Source organism: Pseudomonas donghuensis, assembly GCF_000696345.2.
GTDB classification, from domain to species: domain Bacteria; phylum Pseudomonadota; class Gammaproteobacteria; order Pseudomonadales; family Pseudomonadaceae; genus Aquipseudomonas; species Aquipseudomonas donghuensis.
In genome coordinates this window covers 1,255,377-1,273,145 of the sequence record NZ_CP071706.1, presented here as the reverse complement: position 1 = coordinate 1,273,145, position 17,769 = coordinate 1,255,377, and the positions used below count along the sequence as shown (strand labels likewise).

Genomic DNA, 17,769 nt, shown 5'->3' with positions numbered 1-17,769 from the left:
TTCTCTAACGAATTCAGCGGCCCTTGAATTGGGCGACATTATCCTTGCCCGCCTGGGCCAGTACCGGCGCAGCGACGCCCAGGCGCTCGCCAGTGGCGGCATCGAACAGCAGCACCCGCGCCGGGTCGAACTGCAGGTTCAGGGTGTCGCCCACCTGGGTCGGTACATCCGGAGCCAGGCGGCAGCAGACTTTGGTCTGGTTCAAGGTAACGAACACCAGCAGGTCCGGGCCGGTGGGTTCGGTGACTTGCACCTCGGCACGAATACTCGGCAAACCATTGGCCTGGGCCGGGGCCAGGGCGATCTGTTCCGGGCGAATGCCGAGGATCACTTCACGGTCCTCCAGGCCCGCCGTCTCGATACCCAAGGGTAGCTCGCAGCGCGCCTGGCCACTGTCGAGCAGCGCCAGCAGGCGGCCGTCCTGGCGTTGCAGGCGCAGGGGAATGAAGTTCATCGGTGGCGAACCGATGAAGCTGGCGACGAACAGGTTGGCCGGATCGTTGTAGATCTGCTGCGGGGTGCCGAACTGCTGGATCAGCCCGTCCTTCATCACCGCCACCTTGTCGCCCAGGGTCATGGCCTCGATCTGATCGTGGGTGACGTACACCGTGGTGGTCTTCAGGCGTTGATGCATCAGCTTGATTTCAGTGCGCATCTCCACCCGCAACTTGGCGTCGAGGTTGGACAGCGGCTCATCGAACAGGTAGATCTTCGGTCGCCGCGCCAAGGCCCGGCCCATGGCCACGCGCTGCTGCTGCCCCCCGGACAGCTGACCGGGCTTGCGCGTCAGCAGGTGCTCGATCTGCAGCAGCTTGGCCACCCGTGCCACCTCTTCATCGATGGCGGCGGCGGGCATCTTGCGCATCTTCAGGCCGAAGGCGATGTTGTCGCGCACGTTCATGGTCGGGTACAGCGCGTAAGACTGAAACACCATGGCGATGTCGCGATCCTTGGGGCTCATCCCGCTAATGTCAGCATCGTCCACCAGGATCGCCCCGCCGCTGATCTGTTCGAGGCCGGCGATGCAGTTCATCAGGGTCGATTTACCACAACCGGACGGGCCGACCAGGATCAGGAACTCGCCGGAGTCGATCGACAGTTCGATGTTTTTCAAGGTGTCCGGCAGGCCGCTGCCGTAGCTCTTGTTGACGTTGCGCAGTTCAAGCGTTGCCATTGTGTTTACCCCTTGACCGCGCCGGCCGTGAGCCCGCGCAGGAAATACTTGCCAGCCAGCACATAGACCAACAGGGTCGGTAACCCGGCGATCATCGCCGCCGCCATGTCGACGTTGTATTCCTTGACCCCGGTGCTGGTATTGACCAGGTTGTTCAGGGCCACGGTGATCGGTTGTGCGTCGCCGCTGGCGAACACCACGCCGAAGAGAAAGTCGTTCCAGATCTGGGTGAACTGCCAGATCAGGCAGACCATGATGATCGGCACCGACATCGGCAGCAGGATGCGCCCGAAGATGGTGAAGAACCCCGCGCCATCGAGCCGCGCCGCCCGCACCAGGGCATCCGGCACGCTGCAGTAGTAGTTGCGGAAAAACAGCGTGGTAAAGGCCAGGCCATAGACGATGTGTACCAGCACCAGGCCGGTGGTGGTGCTTGCCAGGCCAAGCTTGCCGAGGGTGAACGAGGCCGGCAGCAGCACGGTCTGGAACGGCAGGAAGCAACCGAACAGCAGCAGCCCGAAGAACAGCTGCGAGCCCCTGAAGCGCCACATCGACAGCACATAGCCATTGAGCGCACCGAGCAGGGTCGAGATCACCACCGCCGGCACGGTGATCTTCACCGAGTTCCAGAAGTAGCCGCCGACCGTGTCCCAGGCCTTGATCCAGCCGATGCCGGTGATCACCTCGGGCCAGCTCAGCAGGTTGCCGGTACGGATGTCTTCCGGCGACTTGAAGCTGGTCAGCAGCATCACGATCAGCGGGATCAGGTACAGCGCGCAGGCCAGGATCAGGGTCGAATAGATGGCCAGGCGGCTGAGGCTCAATGAGCGGGGAGCGAGGGACCTAGTCATGGCGCTTGTTCCTCAGTTCCGAATACAGGTAAGGCACCAGGATCGACAGGATCGCGCCGAGCATCAGGATCGCACTGGCCGAGCCCATGCCCATCTGCCCGCGGCTGAAGGTGAAGGAGTACATGAACATCGCCGGCAGGTCCGAGGCATAGCCCGGGCCGCCCGCGGTCATCGCCGCGACCAGGTCGAAGCTCTTGATCGCGATGTGCGCAAGGATCATCAACGCACTGAAAAATACCGGACGCAGGCTCGGCAGGACGATACGCAGGTAGATGCTCGGCAGGCTGGCGCCATCGACTTGCGCGGCGCGAATGATCGATTGATCGACGCCGCGCAGGCCGGCCAGGAACAGCGCCATGACAAAGCCCGAGGCCTGCCACACGGCGGCGATCACCAGGCAGTAGACGACCCGGTCGGGGTCCACCAGCCAGTCCAGGCGAAAGCCTTCCCAGCCCCAGTCGCGGAGCATCTTGTCCAGGCCCAGGCCGGGGTTGAGCAGCCATTTCCAGGCGGTGCCGGTGACGATCATCGACAGCGCCATCGGGTACAGGTAAATGGTGCGAATGAACCCTTCGCGGCGGATGCGCTGGTCGAGCAGCACCGCCAGCAGCACGCCGATCACCAGGCTGATGGCGATGAACATACCGCCGAACAGCAGCAGGTTCTTGCTCGCCACCCACCAGCGGTCGTTCTCCATCAGCCGCGCGTACTGCGCCAGGCCCACCCACTTGTAGCTGGGCATGAAGCTTGAGTTGGTGAAGGACAGGACGAAGGTCCAGAGGATGTAGCCGTAAAAGCCCACCAGGACGATCAGCATGCTCGGCGCCAGTACCAGTTTCGGTAGCCAGCGCTGCAGGGCGTCCAGGGGTGAGGCCTTGTTGATTGTGGCAACAGTGCTCATCAGAAAGTCTCGGTTGAAGGGCGGCGCTGCGCACCGCATCGCTGGCAAGCCAGCTCCCACAATGGACTGCATGCACCGACCCTATGGGAGCTGGCTTGCCAGCGATGAAGCCCCGCAGAGTCGTTGCCTACACCATCACTTGGCCGACTTGATCGCCGAATTCAGCTGTTTGACCGCCGTCGCCGGGTCGGCTTTCGGGTCGTTGAAGAAGTTGGTGACAACATCGAAGATCGCCCCTTGCACCGCCAGGGAGGTCGCCATGTTGTGGGCCATGCTCGGTTGCAGGCCGTCACCTTTTTCCGCTTCCTTGAAGTCCGCCGCCGACTTCTGCGTACAGGCGTCGAACTGGCTCATGTCCATGTCCTGGCGCACCGGCAGGGAGCCCTTGTTCTGGTTGAACACGGTCTGGAACCGCGGCTCCAGGGCGACCTTGGCCAGGTCGTTCTGGGCCTTGATGTCGTTCGCGTTCTTGAGCTTGAACATCGCCAGCGAATCGATGTTGTAGGCGAAGCTGCCCTGGGTGCCGGGGAAGGCCACGCACTGGTAGTCCTTGCCCGCGACCTTGCCGGCGGCAGTCCATTCGCTCTTGGCCCAGTCGCCCATGATCTGCATGCCGGCCTTGCCGTTGATGACCTCGCCAGCGGCAATGTTCCAGTCACGTCCGGCGCGGTTTGGGTCCATGTAGGTGCCCAGGCGTTGCAGGGTCTTGAACACCTCGATCATTTTTTCGCCGGTCAGGGTGTCTTCGTCCAGTTCGACAAAGGCTTGGTGATAGCCCTGGGGCCCGAGGATGCTCAGCACCAGGTCTTCGAACACGGTGCTGTCCTGCCACGGCTGGCCACCATGGGCCAGCGGGGTGAAGCCGGCAGCCTTGAGCTTGTCGGCGGCAGCGAACAGTTCGTCGAGGGTGGTCGGCACCTTGGCACCGGCCTTGTCAAACACCTGCGGATTGATCCACAACCAGTTGACCCGGTGGATGTTCACCGGCACCGCTACATAGTGGCCGTCGTACTGCATGAGCTGCGCAACTTTCTTTGGCAGCAGGGCATCCCAGTTGTTGGTTTTGGCGACATCATCGAGCTCAGTGAGCAGGCCCAGCGCGCCCCATTCCTGGATATCCGGCCCCTTGATCTGGGCGGCGCCCGGCGGGTTGCCGGCGACCGCGCGGCTTTTCAGCACGGTCATGGCCGCGGCGCCACCGCCACCGGCGACGGCGTTGTCCTTCCAGGTGAAGCCGTCTTTCTCGACTTGTTCCTTGAGGGTTTTCACCGCCGCGGCTTCACCGCCGGAGGTCCACCAGTGGGTGACTTCGACCGTACCGTTAGCGGCAGCAACAGCACTCAAGGGCAACAAGGAGGCGAGAGAAATGACAGCGGCGAGGCGATTGATCGCATTCATCGAGAGGAACCTTTTCTTGTTGTTATGCAGGTGCAAGTCGTGGTGCTTGCGCTTGCATCAGAGTCTAACCAGCGGCACCTATGCCGGAGGTAACGAAGGGATGCGCGAATGTCACAGGCTGGTGACATTCGCTATCAGTCACTGCTGCGCGGCAGGCTCAGGGTCACCCGCAAGCCGCCCTCACGCAGGTTGCGCAGGCTCACTTCACCGCCATGGCTGTGCGCGATGTTGCGCGCGATACCCAGCCCCAGACCGTAACCCTGCTGCTGCCCGGCCAGGCGAAAGTGCGGCTCGAACACCTGTTCCTGACGCTGCTCAGGCACGCCCGGGCCCTCGTCGTCGACCTGCAAAACGAAGTCACTGTCGCTGTCGAGGATGCGCAGGTGAGCACGCTCGCCATACTTCAGGGCGTTGTCGATCAGGTTGCCGATGCAGCGCTTGAGCGCCAGTGGCTTGCCGGGATACGGCGCCAGCGCGCGACCTTCAAGCGTGATCTGGCCGCTGCCCAGGTACGGCTCGACCAGGCATTCGAGCACCTGGTTGAGGTCGATACGCTCGATGTTCTCGTGGATGTCGGTGTCTTTCACGCATTGCAGTGCGCCCTTGACCAACATCTCCAGCTCATCCAGGTCGCGGCCGAACTTGGCCTGCAACGGCTCGTCATCCAGCAGCTCGACCCGCAGGCGCAAACGCGTGATCGGCGTGCGCAGGTCGTGGGAGATGGCGCTGAACAACTGGCTGCGTTCGGTCAGGTAGCGGCTGATGCGCTCGCGCATGGCATTGAAGGCCCGGCCCACCTCCTCCACTTCGCTGCCACCGCCTTCCGTCACCGGCTCGACATCGGCCCCCAGTGACATTTCCCTGGCAGCCAGGGCCAGGCGCTTGAGCGGGCGGCTCTGCCAGTGCACCAGTAAACCGATGAACAACAGCAGGAACGAGCTGGTGAGCACGATGAACCACAGCTGCTGACTCGGCAGGCCCTGTTCTTCGAGGCTGGTGTAGGGCTCGGGCAGCAACGAGGCGATGTACAGCCATTCGTCTTCATCCAGGCGGATCTGGGTCACCAGCACTGGCGGGTTGATCGGCTCCAGGGTCAACGCATAGTGCGCCCAGGAGCGCGGCAGCTCATCGAGTTTCAGGCCGCTGTTGAAGATCCGCAGATCCTGCGGGCTGACGAACTGGATGGAGATTTCCAGCTGCGCGCCAAGGCGCTGGTGCAGCACGTCGCCGACGGCATCGATCACCGCTTGCTTGCGCGGCGTGGCCGCCAGCACCTGCATGCCCAGGGGTTTGTCATTGAGGGAAACGACAAAACGGGTGCCGCCCATGCTGCGCAACTGGTCGAGCACCATCGGCCGGTACGCCACCGGCAGCGAACGAAAGTAACTGACGCTGGCACTCATCGAATGGGCCAGGCTGCGCGCGCTGGCGACCAGGCCCTCCATCTGGCTGGCGCGCAGTTGCGACAGCCAGATCAGGCTCGACAGGCCCTGCGCCAGCAGCACCACCAGCAGGGTCAACAGCAGCATCCGCCCCAGCAGCGAGCGCGGCAGCGGCAGTCGCCAGCGCCCGTCAGTGCGCAGGCGCAACGTTGGCCGCCAGCAGGTAACCACTGCCGCGTACGGTACGAATCAAACGCGGCGGTTTGTCTGTGTCGCGCAGGCGTTGGCGCAGGCGGCTGACCGCCATGTCGACGATACGGTCCAGGGGCATCGGCTCGCGACCGCGGGTGGCATTGCCGATGGTGTCGCGGTCGAGGATCTGTTGCGGGTGATCGAGGAACAGTTTGAGCAAGGCAAAGTCGGCGCCGGAAAGGATCACCTCTTCACCATCGCGGTGGAACAAGCGGTGGCTGATGGTATCCAGGCGCCAGTCATCGAAGGCCAGCACATCACCGCCATTGCGCTCCTGGCCAAAACCGGCACGGCGCAACAGGGCTTTGATCCGCGCCTGCAGTTCACGCGGACTGAAGGGTTTACCCAGGTAATCATCGGCGCCCAGCTCCAGGCCGATGACCCGGTCGGCCTCGTCGGAGCTGGCAGTGAGCATGATGATCGGCACCTGCGCCAGGCGCGGATGCTGACGCACCCAGCGGCACAAGCTGAAACCGTCTTCGTCGGGCAGCATCACATCGAGGATCACCAGGTCGCAATCGCTGGCATCCAGAGCCTGGCGAAAGCCGCGCCCGTCGGCCACCGCCTGGACGCTGAAACCGGCACGGCTCAGGTAGGTTTGCAACAGCTCACGGATGTCCTGGTCGTCGTCGACCATCAGTATCGACTTGCTCACGCATCACTCCTTGTCTATCAGGGAGAGGGCCTCGCGGGGCAAGCCCGCCCCCAGATATCAGCCGGCTTGTTGCAAAGCTACGCCAGCCCCGAGTAAACCGGAGAACTCAGCGGTTACCAACCATACCGGGACATCCTTGAAGTAGCCACTCATGCAGCCCTTGTCGGCAAAGCTGGCGCCAAAGCCGCTGCGCAAGAACAGTTCGGCAAAGCGCGGAATCACGCCGCCGACGATATACACCCCGGCGCGTGCGCCGAGAGTCAGGACATCATTGCCCGCTACTCGGCCCAGGAAGCAGCAGAACTGCTCGATCACCGCCAGGGCAACAGGCTCACCGGCCAGCGCCGCATCGGTGATCGCCGCCGGGCTCTGCAGCGGTGCGGGCTGGCCGTCCAGCGCGCAGATGGCCTGGTACAAACGCAACAGGCCGCCGCCGCTGAGGACGGATTCGGCGCTGACATGACCGATTTCGTTCTCGATCTGCTGACGAATCTGCGCTTCGCGGGCATTGCCCACCGGCAGGTCGACATGCCCGCCCTCGCCGGGCAAGGCCATCCAGCGGTCCTCTCCCAGGCTCAGCAAGGTGCCGACGCCAAGACCCGTGCCCGGGCCGATCACCAGGGCCGGGCGGCCGGCATCGGGCGTGCCGTCGCAAACGGTACGGTACTCGCCCGCCTGCAGACGGGTCATGCCCAGGGCCATGGCGGTGAAGTCGTTGATCAGCAGCAAGCGCTCGACCTGCAAGGTCTTGCAGAACGCCTGACGGCTGAGGCGCCAGTGGTTGTTGGTAAAGCGGAACTCATCGCCATCGACCGGCCCGGCCACCGCCAGGCACACCGCGCCCAGCTCACCGCGGGCCAGGCCATGATCGGCCAGATAGGCGCCGATGGCCTGTTCCGGGCTGGTGTAGTCGGCCGTGGCAAAGACCTGCACCGCGTGCATGCGGTTGTCTTCCCAGAGGGCAAAGCGCGCGTTGGTGCCGCCGATATCGCCGACCAGTGCGCGCTTCACTTGAGCGTCTCCAGTGCCGAGGTGAAGGCGCTGGCGCCCTTCTCCGCCGGGCTCAGGGCGGTACGCAGGAAGCCAAACAGCTCGCGGCCGCAGCCCAGGTCATTGCCGCTCGGCGCCGCCGGCAGTTCACGATCAGCCAGTTCGGCCGCACTGAGCTTCACGGTCAAGGTGCCGGCCACACCGTCGACGCGGACGATATCACCATCGCGCAGGCGTGCCAGCGGGCCGCCATCGAAGGCTTCAGGGCAAACATGAATGGCCGCGGGGATTTTCCCCGAAGCGCCGGACATACGCCCGTCGGTTACCAGTGCCACCTTGAAGCCACGATCCTGCAGCACGCCGAGGAACGGGGTCATCTTGTGCAACTCGGGCATGCCGTTGCAGCGCGGGCCCTGAAAGCGCATCACCGCGACAAAATCGCGCTCCAGCTCGCCGGCCTGGAACGCATCGGCCAGCGCCTGCTGGTCATGGAAGACCCGCGCCGGGGCTTCGACCACCTGATGTTCGGGAGCGACGGCGGAAACTTTCATCACCCCGCGCCCGAGGTTGCCTTCCATCACCCGCAGGCCGCCTTCGGGCGAGAACGGCCGCGCGACCGGACGCAGGATTGCCTCGTCCAGGCTCGCCTTTGGGCCTTCGCGCCAGACCAGCTTGCCACCCTCGAGGAACGGCTCCTGGGTGTAACGGCGCAGACCGTGGCCAGCGACGGTGTTGACGTCTTCGTGGAGCAAACCGGCATCGAGCAGTTCGCGAATCAGCAAGGCCATGCCGCCGGCGGCCTGGAAGTGGTTGATGTCGGCCTTGCCGTTCGGGTAGACGTGAGACAGGGTCGGCACCACCTCCGAAAGCTCGGCCATGTCCTGCCAGGTCAGCTGGATGCCCGCCGCCAGGGCAATCGCCGGCATGTGCAGGGTATGGTTGGTCGAGCCGCCGGTGGCGTGCAAGGCAACGATGGAGTTGACCAGGGCTTTCTCGTCGACGATCTCGCCCAGGGGCATGAAGTTACCGCTGGCCTTGGTCATGCGCGTGACCTGTTGGGCGGCCTCGGCGGTGAGGGCATCGCGCAGCGGCGTGTACGGGTTGACGAACGAGGCGCCCGGCAGGTGCAGGCCCATCACTTCCATCAGCAACTGGTTGGTGTTGGCGGTGCCGTAGAAGGTGCAGGTGCCGGGGCTGTGATAGGACTTCATCTCCGACTCCAGCAGCTCCTCGCGGCTGGCCTTGCCTTCGGCGTAACGCTGGCGCACATCGGCTTTCTCCTTGTTGGAGATGCCCGACGGCATTGGCCCGCCCGGGACGAACAGGGTCGGCAGATGGCCGAAGCGCAACGCGCCCATTAGCAGGCCGGGGACGATCTTGTCGCAGATACCGAGCATCAGCGCCGCGTCGAACATGTTGTGCGACAGGGCAATGGCGGTCGACATGGCGATCACTTCGCGGCTGGCGATGCCCAGCTCCATGCCTGGCTCACCCTGGGTGACCCCGTCGCACATGGCCGGCACGCCACCGGCGAACTGGCCGACCGAGCCAATCTCGCGCAGCGCCTGTTTGATCTGTTCGGGGTAATGCTCATAGGGCTGATGCGCCGAGAGCATGTCGTTGTAGGCGGAGACGATGGCGACGTTGGCCGCGTTCATCATTCGCAGGCTCTGTTTGTCCTGGCTGCCACAGCCGGCGACACCGTGAGCGAAGTTGGCGCATTGCAGCTTGGCGCGCATCGGCCCGTCGCTGGCGGCCCCGCGAATCAGTTCAAGGTAGCGTTCACGGGTGGGGCGACTGCGGGCGATCAGCCGTTGGGTGACCTCAAGAATGCGCGGATGCATGTACTGGACTCCAGGCTATCGGTGGTTGCGACCTCTGCGGCGGTTTCCCTTATCAACGATCGCGGCCTAGGCTCAAAAACAGGGGCGATGCGTTGCGGGAGGAACGGCTTGGCCGATCGCTCGTTGTAGATTGAACAAAATACTGCCAGCAAAAAGGCTTGTTTTCTATTTTTTTACGAATAATCTTGTAATTCCAACAACAAAAACAGATGCAGTGAAGCAAAACTTCAATTGCCACGGGCTTCACCCGGTCTGCCAGAGGTAGCTCCATGACCCTTCGTATCGCAATCAATGGCTTTGGCCGCATCGGCCGCAACATCCTTCGTGCACTCTATACCCAAGGCTACCGCCAGGACCTGCAGGTCGTCGCCATCAACGACCTGGGCGACAGTGCGATCAATGCCCATCTGCTCAAACACGACAGCGTCCACGGCAGCTTTGCTGCCACGGTTGAATCCGATCACGAGAGCATTACTGTCAACGGCGACCGCATTGCCGTCAGCGCCATCCGCAATCCGGCGGAGTTGCCATGGAAAGCCGAAGCCATCGATGTGGTGTTCGAATGCACCGGCTTGTTCACCGAACGCGCCAAGGCGGCCGCCCATCTTACTGCCGGGGCTGGCAAAGTCATTATCTCGGCACCGGCCAAGGGTGCTGATGCCACCGTGGTGTATGGGGTCAACCATGACATCCTGCGCCCTTCGCACCAAATCATCTCCAGTGCTTCGTGCACCACCAACTGCCTGGCGCCGCTGGCCCAGGTACTGCACCGCGAGTACGGTATCGAACAAGGCTTGATGACCACCATCCACGCCTACACCAACGACCAGAACCTGACCGATGTCTACCACAGCGACCCGTTCCGTGCCCGCTCGGCGACCCAGTCGATGATCCCGAGCAAGACCGGCGCGGCCGAAGCGGTGGGCCTGGTGCTGCCGGAGCTGGCCGGCAAGCTCACCGGCATGGCCGTGCGGGTGCCGGTGATCAACGTGTCGCTGGTCGACCTTACCGTCAACCTTGAGCGCGAGGCCACGGCCACGGCAGTCAATGAGTTGTTCAAGGAAGCCAGCCGGCATTCCAAGGTGCTGGGCTACAACAGCCTGCCGCTGGTGTCCTGTGATTTCAACCATAACCCGCTGTCGTCGATTTTCGATGCCAATCACACCCGCACCAACGGGCGCATGCTCAAGGTGCTGGCCTGGTACGACAACGAATGGGGCTTCTCCAATCGCATGCTGGATAACTGCCTGGCGCTGTGCAACGCCCGTTGACGATCGCTGTGGGAGCTGGCAAGCCAGTTCCCACAGGTCCAGTGTCGCAGGTTAAAAAACGCCAATACTTGACCAAGGCGTTGATGATAAGCATTATCATTCGCCACGCCATGGTCGGGTACCGCTGTGAGTCAGTCCCAGTTCAACGCCGTTTTCCTCGCGCAGCGCGTCAGCCTGCTGCGTACCCTGCAGCGCATGGTGGATAACCCCAGCACTGCCGAGGACCTGTTGCAGGAGACCTACCTGCGGGTGACCCGCGCCCTTGGCGAACGCCCCATCGAACACCTTGAACCCTTCGTGTTCCAGACTGCGCGCAACCTCGCCCTCGATCACTTGCGCGCACGCCGGGCGCAGTCGCGCAACCTGGTCGACGATGTACCCGAGCAGATCCTGCACAACGTCGCCGCGCCCAGCAGCAGCGCCGAAGACGCCGCCCACGCCGAACAATTGCTCAAGCGCCTGAGCGTCAGCCTCGCGCAATTGACCGAGCGCCAACAACGGATCTTCATCCTCAGCCGCCTGCATGGCGCCAGCTACCTGGAAATCGCCGAGCAGTTGAACGTCTCGGCAAGCACGGTTCAGAAGGAACTGAAACTGATCATGGCCATCTGTGTGGGGGTAGCCGACCGGCTGCAGTAAACAGCCTGTCGTCGATCGCAGCTAAACCCTTGCCATCCCCATGGATACCCCCGATCATTCGCGCAAAAGCGCCAACCCGCCAAGGACCCACCCGTGACCGACCGTCCCGCCCCTCGCCCCTCGCCACCTGGCCAAGGTGCCAGTGATCAGGCCATGGACCAGGCTCTGGACTGGCTGATTCGCCTGCAATGCGCGTCGGAACAAGATACCCAGGCCTTCGAAGCCTGGCTGGAAGCCGATCCGGCCAATGCCCGGGCCTACGTCGAGGCCGAAGCGATCTGGAACGGCGCGCCGTTGCGTCAGGTTGCCAGCCAGTTGCAACAGGGGCAGCGCCGCACGCTACGCTCACGCATCCGCCCGCACTACAAGCCCCTGGCCGCAGCCGCCGTGCTGCTGGTAGGGATTTTCACCCTTGGCAACCTGCCGCTGCGCCTGCAGGCCGACCACCTGACCGTGGTGGGTGAACGCCAGCGGCTACAGCTGGACGACGGCTCCAGGGTGTTGCTCAACACCAATTCGGCCTTTGCCAGCGACCTGCGCGACAACCGTCAGGTGGCCCGGCTGCTGCAGGGCGAGGCCTACTTCGAAGTGCCCGCCGGTACCCAACCGCCCCTGGAGCTGCAGGCCGGCCCGTTGCGGGCCAGCGTGCGCGACACCGATTTTGCCGTGCGCTACCTCAACGGCGAAGCCCAGGTGCGGGTGCAACGCGGTGACGTCGACCTGCAGGCCAGCAGCGACCAGCGCATTCGCCTGTCGGCGGGGGACAGTATCAGCGTCGGGCCCAACGGTTTCAGCCAACGCGGGCGCCTGGACGCGCAGAAGGACCTGGCCTGGGTCCAGGGCCGCCTGGTATTCGAAAATTGTCCGTTGAGCCAGGTGCTGGCCGAACTGCGCCGCTACTACCCCGGCTGGATCATCAACGGTAATGAGCACCTGGCAAACGTCGCGGTCACTGGCAACTACCGCCTCGACCAACCCCTGGAAACCCTGCGCGCCCTTGCCCACATCACCTCGGCGCAGTTGCACGAATACCCGGCACTGGTCATTCTCAACTGACGCAAAAGTTTTTTTACGCGATCCCTGAAGCTGTTACGTCTCGTTATAGCCAATGCAACTGATTCTTATTTTTGAGTCAGCCAGCACCTATAACATTTGCGCGACAGGGAGCGCTTTCGATGCCCACTGGTTTCACTCGTCGGTCTTCAGCCACTTCACCTACCCCCGGCCTGCAGCGTTGCACGTTCTCCCTGCTGACCCTGGCCCTGCTCGCCAGCGGCGCCTGCAGCCTGCCGGCGCTGGCCGCGGAACCGGCCCAGGCCAGTGCCCCGCGGATGGGCGACTACCGCTTCGCCATCAGCCAGCAACCACTGGTGTCGGCGCTCAATGCCTTTACTGTGGTGACCGGCTGGCAAGTGGGCTTCTCCGCTGAACTGGCCGAAGGCGTGGCCTCCCCGGGGGCGCAGGGTTCGCTGAAGCCGGAAGCCGCGTTACAGCAACTGCTGGCCGGCACCGGCTTGAGCTACCGCACCCTCGGCAGCGGCAACGTGGTGATTGAACGCAGCGCCAGCAAGGCCATCGCCCTGCAGCAGATCACCGTCAGTGCCACCCGCAGCGCCCAGGACATCAGCCAGGTGCCGAGCACCGTCAGCGTGCAGACCCGTGAGCAGCTCGACCGGCAGAACGTCAACAGCATCAAGGACCTGGTCCGTTACGAGCCGGGTGTGTCGGTCAGCGGCACCGGGCAGCGCAGCGGCCTGAACGGTTACAACATCCGTGGTATCGACGGTGAACGGGTACTGACCCAGATCGACGGCGTGTCGATCCCCGACAGTTTCTTCTTCGGCCCCTACGCCCAGACCCAGCGCAACTACGTCGACCCTGAGATCGTCAAGCGCGTGGAGATCCTCCGTGGCCCGGCCTCGGTGCTGTACGGCAGCAACGCCATCGGCGGCGCGGTCAGCTACTTCACCCTCGACCCCGACGACATCATCAAGCCTGGCCAGGACGTCGGCGCACGCCTGAAGACCGGCTACAGCTCGGCAGACGAAAGCTGGCTGAACTCGGCCACCGTCGCCGGCCGCCAGGGCGAGTTCGACGGCCTGCTGCACCTGAGCCAGCGCAACGGCCATGAAACCGAGTCCTACAGCAGCCACGGCGGCACAGGCCTGGCGCGTACCGCCGCCAACCCCGAAGACGTACGCACCACCAACATCCTCGCCAAGGCCGGCTGGAACTACGCTGACGACGCGCGCCTGGCCTTCACCTACGAAAGCTACAAGGACGACCGCGACCTGAAGCAGAAGAGCGCCGTGGGCGGGCCGTTCATTCCAGGCTTTGGCGCCATGAACTCGTACCGCGACCGCACCGGTAACGACACCGTGACCCGCGAGCGTTTCGGTATCAACCACGAATTCGCCCTGGGCAGCGTACTGGCCGACAACATGAAGTGGAGCCTGAACTACCAGATCGGCAAGACCGACCAGCGCACCGAAGAGCTCTACTTCGCATCGGGCCGCCAGGTGTTCCGTGACCGCCAGACCACCTACAAGGATCGCCAGTGGCTGTTCGACGCGCAACTGGACAAAGCCTTCAGCGTCGGCGCCACCGAGCACCTGCTGACCTACGGCACCACCCTCAAGCACCAGAAGGTCACCGGCTCGCGCAGCGGCACCGGCACCTGCCTGAACGTTGGTGGCGACTGTCAATTCATCGGCCAGGCCAGTGCCAAAGACAGCCAGGCCCTGGTCAGCGATTTCCCCGATCCGACCGTCAACACCTACAGCCTGTTCGCCCAGGACGAGATCCGCTGGAACCAGTGGACCTTCCTGCCGGGTGTGCGCTACGACTACACCGAACTCAAGCCGCACATGACCGACGAGTTCCTCCGCGGGGTTGGCGCCAGCGCCACCGACCCTGTCGATGACGACGCCAAGAAATGGCACCGGGTCTCGCCCAAGTTCGGCCTGACTTACGCCTTCAACGACAACTACACCTGGTACGGCCAGTACGCCGAAGGCTTCCGCACGCCAACCGCCAAGGCGCTGTACGGCCGCTTCGAGAACCCGGGGCTGGGCTACAGCGTGCGTGGCAACTCCAACCTCGAACCGGAAAAGAGCAAGAGCTACGAAACCGGTCTGCGCGGCAACTTCGAAGCGGGTAACTTCGATGTTGCGGTGTTCTACAACAAGTACCGCGACTTCATCAACGAAGACGCCGTGCAGGGCAGCAACCTGGGCCAGACCTTCGAAGCCAACAACATCAAGCACGCGACCATCAAGGGTGCCGAGTTCAAGGGCCGCCTGAACCTCGACGCCTTCGGTGCTCCGCACGGCGTGTACACCCAGGGCTCGCTGGCCTACGCCCACGGCCGCAACGACGACAGCGGCCAGCCACTCAACAGCGTCAACCCGCTGACCGCGGTGATGGGCCTGGGCTACGAGCAGGAACAATACGGCGCGCTGCTGAGCTGGACCCTGGTCAAGCGCAAGGACCGCGTCGACGACACCACCTTCTTTGCCCCCGACGGCACCAGCAAGCAGTTCCGCACCCCCGGCTACGGCGTGCTCGACCTGACCGGTTTCTACAAGGTCACTGACGACATCAGCGTCAACGCCGGTCTCTACAACCTGACCGACAAAAAGTACTGGCAGTGGGATGACGTGCGCGGCTACGACGGCCTCGGTGAAGCGGCAGTGACCGCCCCGGCCAACCTCGACCGCCTGACCATGCCGGGCCGCAACGTCGCCATCAACCTGGTCTGGGACATCTGACCGAGAACCTGCGGGGGGCTGCAAATGCAGCCCCCCGCAGGTGAGGTTTTTTTACTGTCACGCGTCTTCTCATTCGTCTAGTCATCAGGCACGCCCATTTCGCAAGGAATCACCATGACCGCCGCTACCACCGCCGAACGCGCCAGCCTGCGCTCGCAACGCTTGAACCAGCTGACCCACGCCCCGCACAGCGAACTGGACGCCCTGGTCAAATCCCACGCGCCGTTCGAAACCCGCGAGAGTTTCGCCCGCTTCGTGGTTGCCCAGTACCTGTTCCAGTCCGAGCTCAAAGCGCTGTACACCGATCCGGCACTGATCGCCATCGTCCCGGATCTGGCCGAACGCTGCCGCGCCGAACAGGCCGGCCTGGACCTGGCGGACCTGAACACCGAGATCCCGGCCGACTTCGCCGGCGCCCTGCAGAACCCAAGCCTGGGTGAAGCCATGGGCTGGATCTTCGTTTCCGAAGGTTCCAAGCTTGGCGCCGCGTTCCTGATCAAACGTGCCGTAGGCCTGGGCCTGTCGGACAGCTTCGGTGCCCGTCACCTGGGCGAACCGGCCGGTGGCCGCGCCGAAGGCTGGAAACAGTTCACCCGCATCCTCGACGGCCTGCAACTGAGCGCCGAAGAAGAAGCCAAGGCCGAGCAAGGCGCCGTGGCCGCCTTCGAGCGCTTCACCGAACTGCTCAAACACGCCTATGCAACTGCGCCTAAAGCCGAACTGGCCTGATGCGTCGTACCCGGTTACCCTCGCGGTAACCGGGCCTTGCCCGTGCACACCGACAAGCCCATGACCCGCCCAGCCGCTTCAAAACTCTCACGCCTGCTGTTTGGCCTGCTGGCTTACGTCAGCCTCGGCATCGGCCTGGTGGCAATCGTGATTCCCGGCCTGCCCACCACCGAATTCATCCTCCTTGCCGCTTGGGCCGCCACCCGCAGTTCGCCGCGCCTGAGCGCCTGGCTGGAAAACCATCGCTTGTTCGGGCCGATCCTGAGCAACTGGCGCAACGGCAAGGTGATCCAGCGCCGGGCCAAGGTCAGCGCCACGCTCAGCATGCTGCTGTGCGCCAGCCTCATGCTGGTGTTCCTCGACCATCGCTGGCCGGTATTTCTCGCCATTGCCGGCATGACCCTGGGCAACCTGTGGATCTGGTCGCGGCCAGAAGCCGCGCCCTTGAGCCTTGACGACCGTTCATCGGCACACACTCATGGCTAAGGCTATAAGGCCGATGAACTGTTATCGCTAAATGGATGTAGCGAATCGAGCCCGTACGGTGGCTCGGTCCCTGCCGGCCTGCCTTTTAGCGAGTACGTCCATGTTCGACACGCTCTCGATCCGCCTGAAAATCGTCCTGCTCTCCGGCCTCTGCCTGCTTGGCGTGGTCGCACTTGTCGTCGGTATCAACCTGTATCAATCGCACCAGAGCGATGAACTGGTCGCTGACGCCAGCACCACCATGCTCACCCGCAACGTCCAGGCCCTGCTGCAGGCCCGCGCGGGCGAGAAAGCCGAGATGCTGCGGCGCACCTTCAGCGACAGCCAGACCGTCATCACCGCCCTCGCCGACCAGGTCCAGGACCTGCAACAACTGGCCCGTGACCGCGGCCTGAGCGGCGGCGACCTGCGCGAAGCGATCAACCAGAGCCTGGCCACCAGCTTCAAGCGCAACCCCGACGTGCTCGGCATCTGGCTGGCCTTCGAGGCCGATGGCCTGGAGGGCGGCGACAGTGCTTTTGCCAACGACGCCAAGCGCCTGAGCAACGAAAGCGGGCGCTTTGCCAGTTACTGGAGCCGCGCCCAGGGCCAGGCCCTGAACACGGTGATCAGCGATGTCGACCTGAACAAGACCGAGATCAACCTCAGCGGCACGCCCTACAACGTCTGGTACACCTGCTCGCGCAACAGCGCCCGGGCGTGCCTGCTCGAACCCTACTCCGACACCGTCGGCGGCAAGCAGATGCTGATGACCAGTATCACCATGCCGGTGCTGCACAACGGCAAGGTGATCGCCGTGGCCGGCGTGGACATCTCCCTCGATGCCCTGCAATCCGCTGCCGCCAAAGCCCAGCAGGAGCTGTTCAACGGCGCCGGGCGCTTGATGATCGTCGCCCCCAGCGGCCTGCTGGCCGCCAACAGCAACGATGCCGGCAAGGTCGGCAAACCCATCGACCAGGACGGCCAGCAAGCACTGCAAAAGCTCGCCGCCAACCAGCCGCTGATCCTTGAGCAAGGCCAAACCATCCGTGCCGTCAACCCGGTGCAACCGATTGCCGACAGCAAACCCTGGGGCATTCTGATCGACCTGCCCAAGCAGGTACTGCTGGCCGACGCCACCAGCCTTCAGGCTACCCTCGAGGACGCCCGCACCAGCGGCACCGTCAAGGTGCTGCTGTTCGCCACCCTCGCCGGCCTCGGCGGCCTGCTGCTGATGTGGCTGACCGCCACCGGCGTGACCCGCCCGCTGAACAGCGTGGCGAGCATGCTCGAAGACATCGCCAGCGGCGACGGCGACCTGACCCAGCGCCTGCGCTACGCGCGCAAGGACGAACTGGGCCGGCTGACCGGCGGCTTCAACCGCTTCCTCGACAAGCTGCAGCCGACCATCGCCCAGATCAAGCAGAGCATCACCCAGGCCCGAGCCA

At 63.9% G+C, this 17,769-nt stretch carries 14 protein-coding genes and 1 pseudogene; 7 read left to right on the top strand and 8 right to left on the bottom strand.

The window, feature by feature from the left end; translation table 11 throughout:
* Nucleotides 1-13 precede the first annotated feature (13 nt).
* The 8 genes from BV82_RS05825 to edd form a co-directional block, all read right to left on the bottom strand.
* On the bottom strand, nt 14-1,174 hold the full coding sequence (locus BV82_RS05825) for an ABC transporter ATP-binding protein (RefSeq protein ID WP_010220170.1): 1,161 nt from the start codon (nt 1,172-1,174) through the stop codon (nt 14-16).
* A 5-nt stretch (nt 1,175-1,179) separates the two neighbouring features.
* On the bottom strand, nt 1,180-2,025 hold the full coding sequence (locus BV82_RS05820; protein WP_036993984.1) for a carbohydrate ABC transporter permease: 846 nt from the start codon (nt 2,023-2,025) through the stop codon (nt 1,180-1,182).
* On the bottom strand, nt 2,018-2,926 hold the full coding sequence (locus BV82_RS05815; protein ID WP_010220172.1) for a carbohydrate ABC transporter permease: 909 nt from the start codon (nt 2,924-2,926) through the stop codon (nt 2,018-2,020). The genes BV82_RS05820 and BV82_RS05815 overlap by 8 nt, the downstream gene beginning before the upstream one ends.
* 135 nt (nt 2,927-3,061) lie before the next feature.
* Nucleotides 3,062-4,324 carry an ABC transporter substrate-binding protein gene (locus BV82_RS05810; RefSeq protein ID WP_036993982.1) on the bottom strand — a complete coding sequence of 421 codons (1,263 nt, stop codon included), beginning with the start codon at nt 4,322-4,324 and terminating at the stop codon, nt 3,062-3,064.
* Nucleotides 4,325-4,458: 134 nt separating this feature from the next.
* A complete protein-coding gene (locus tag BV82_RS05805; protein WP_269467562.1) occupies nt 4,459-5,853 on the bottom strand; it encodes an ATP-binding protein in 1,395 nt (464 codons plus the stop codon).
* A gap of 43 nt (nt 5,854-5,896) precedes the next feature.
* Nucleotides 5,897-6,595, bottom strand: coding sequence for a response regulator (locus tag BV82_RS05800; RefSeq protein ID WP_036994276.1), 699 nt, complete (start codon nt 6,593-6,595; stop codon nt 5,897-5,899).
* A gap of 75 nt (nt 6,596-6,670) precedes the next feature.
* Complete coding sequence (locus BV82_RS05795) at nt 6,671-7,624, bottom strand: glucokinase (RefSeq protein WP_036993980.1); 954 nt, start codon at nt 7,622-7,624, stop codon at nt 6,671-6,673.
* Nucleotides 7,621-9,447 (bottom strand): phosphogluconate dehydratase, encoded by a 1,827-nt coding sequence (edd, locus tag BV82_RS05790; protein WP_036993978.1) that lies wholly within the window; start codon nt 9,445-9,447, stop codon nt 7,621-7,623. Before edd ends, BV82_RS05795 begins: the two co-directional genes overlap by 4 nt.
* Before the next feature lie 269 nt (nt 9,448-9,716).
* Between edd and gap the strand changes: the two genes are divergently transcribed.
* The 7 genes and pseudogenes from gap to BV82_RS26660 all read left to right on the top strand — a co-directional run.
* On the top strand, nt 9,717-10,718 hold the full coding sequence (gene gap / locus BV82_RS05785) for a type I glyceraldehyde-3-phosphate dehydrogenase (RefSeq protein WP_010220178.1): 1,002 nt from the start codon (nt 9,717-9,719) through the stop codon (nt 10,716-10,718).
* A gap of 126 nt (nt 10,719-10,844) precedes the next feature.
* Complete coding sequence (locus BV82_RS05780) at nt 10,845-11,357, top strand: RNA polymerase sigma factor (RefSeq protein ID WP_010220179.1); 513 nt, start codon at nt 10,845-10,847, stop codon at nt 11,355-11,357.
* Nucleotides 11,358-11,450: 93 nt separating this feature from the next.
* Complete coding sequence (locus tag BV82_RS05775; RefSeq protein ID WP_026001135.1) at nt 11,451-12,413, top strand: FecR family protein; 963 nt, start codon at nt 11,451-11,453, stop codon at nt 12,411-12,413.
* A gap of 119 nt (nt 12,414-12,532) precedes the next feature.
* Complete coding sequence (locus tag BV82_RS05770) at nt 12,533-15,127, top strand: TonB-dependent receptor (RefSeq protein ID WP_036993973.1); 2,595 nt, start codon at nt 12,533-12,535, stop codon at nt 15,125-15,127.
* Nucleotides 15,128-15,241: 114 nt separating this feature from the next.
* Complete coding sequence (locus BV82_RS05765) at nt 15,242-15,856, top strand: biliverdin-producing heme oxygenase (protein WP_010220183.1); 615 nt, start codon at nt 15,242-15,244, stop codon at nt 15,854-15,856.
* Nucleotides 15,857-15,916: 60 nt separating this feature from the next.
* Nucleotides 15,917-16,342 carry a YbaN family protein gene (locus BV82_RS05760; protein ID WP_010220184.1) on the top strand — a complete coding sequence of 142 codons (426 nt, stop codon included), beginning with the start codon at nt 15,917-15,919 and terminating at the stop codon, nt 16,340-16,342.
* A 31-nt stretch (nt 16,343-16,373) separates the two neighbouring features.
* Nucleotides 16,374-17,711, top strand: a pseudogene (locus BV82_RS26660) (methyl-accepting chemotaxis protein); the annotation flags it as partial.
* Between the last annotated feature and the right edge of the window lie 58 nt (nt 17,712-17,769).

What these genes read in the sequence shown, in the direction of transcription:
- BV82_RS05825 (WP_010220170.1), bottom strand. Translation starts at nt 1,174, where the DNA reads ATGGCAACGCTTGAACTGCGCAACGTCAACAAGAGCTACGGCAGCGGC.
- BV82_RS05820 (WP_036993984.1), bottom strand. Translation starts at nt 2,025, where the DNA reads ATGACTAGGTCCCTCGCTCCCCGCTCATTGAGCCTCAGCCGCCTGGCC.
- BV82_RS05815 (WP_010220172.1), bottom strand. Translation starts at nt 2,926, where the DNA reads ATGAGCACTGTTGCCACAATCAACAAGGCCTCACCCCTGGACGCCCTG.
- BV82_RS05810 (WP_036993982.1), bottom strand. Translation starts at nt 4,324, where the DNA reads ATGAATGCGATCAATCGCCTCGCCGCTGTCATTTCTCTCGCCTCCTTG.
- BV82_RS05805 (WP_269467562.1), bottom strand. Translation starts at nt 5,853, where the DNA reads ATGCTGCTGTTGACCCTGCTGGTGGTGCTGCTGGCGCAGGGCCTGTCG.
- BV82_RS05800 (WP_036994276.1), bottom strand. Translation starts at nt 6,595, where the DNA reads ATGGTCGACGACGACCAGGACATCCGTGAGCTGTTGCAAACCTACCTG.
- edd (WP_036993978.1), bottom strand. Translation starts at nt 9,447, where the DNA reads ATGCATCCGCGCATTCTTGAGGTCACCCAACGGCTGATCGCCCGCAGT.
- gap (WP_010220178.1), top strand. Translation starts at nt 9,717, where the DNA reads ATGACCCTTCGTATCGCAATCAATGGCTTTGGCCGCATCGGCCGCAAC.
- BV82_RS05770 (WP_036993973.1), top strand. Translation starts at nt 12,533, where the DNA reads ATGCCCACTGGTTTCACTCGTCGGTCTTCAGCCACTTCACCTACCCCC.
- BV82_RS05765 (WP_010220183.1), top strand. Translation starts at nt 15,242, where the DNA reads ATGACCGCCGCTACCACCGCCGAACGCGCCAGCCTGCGCTCGCAACGC.
- BV82_RS05760 (WP_010220184.1), top strand. Translation starts at nt 15,917, where the DNA reads ATGACCCGCCCAGCCGCTTCAAAACTCTCACGCCTGCTGTTTGGCCTG.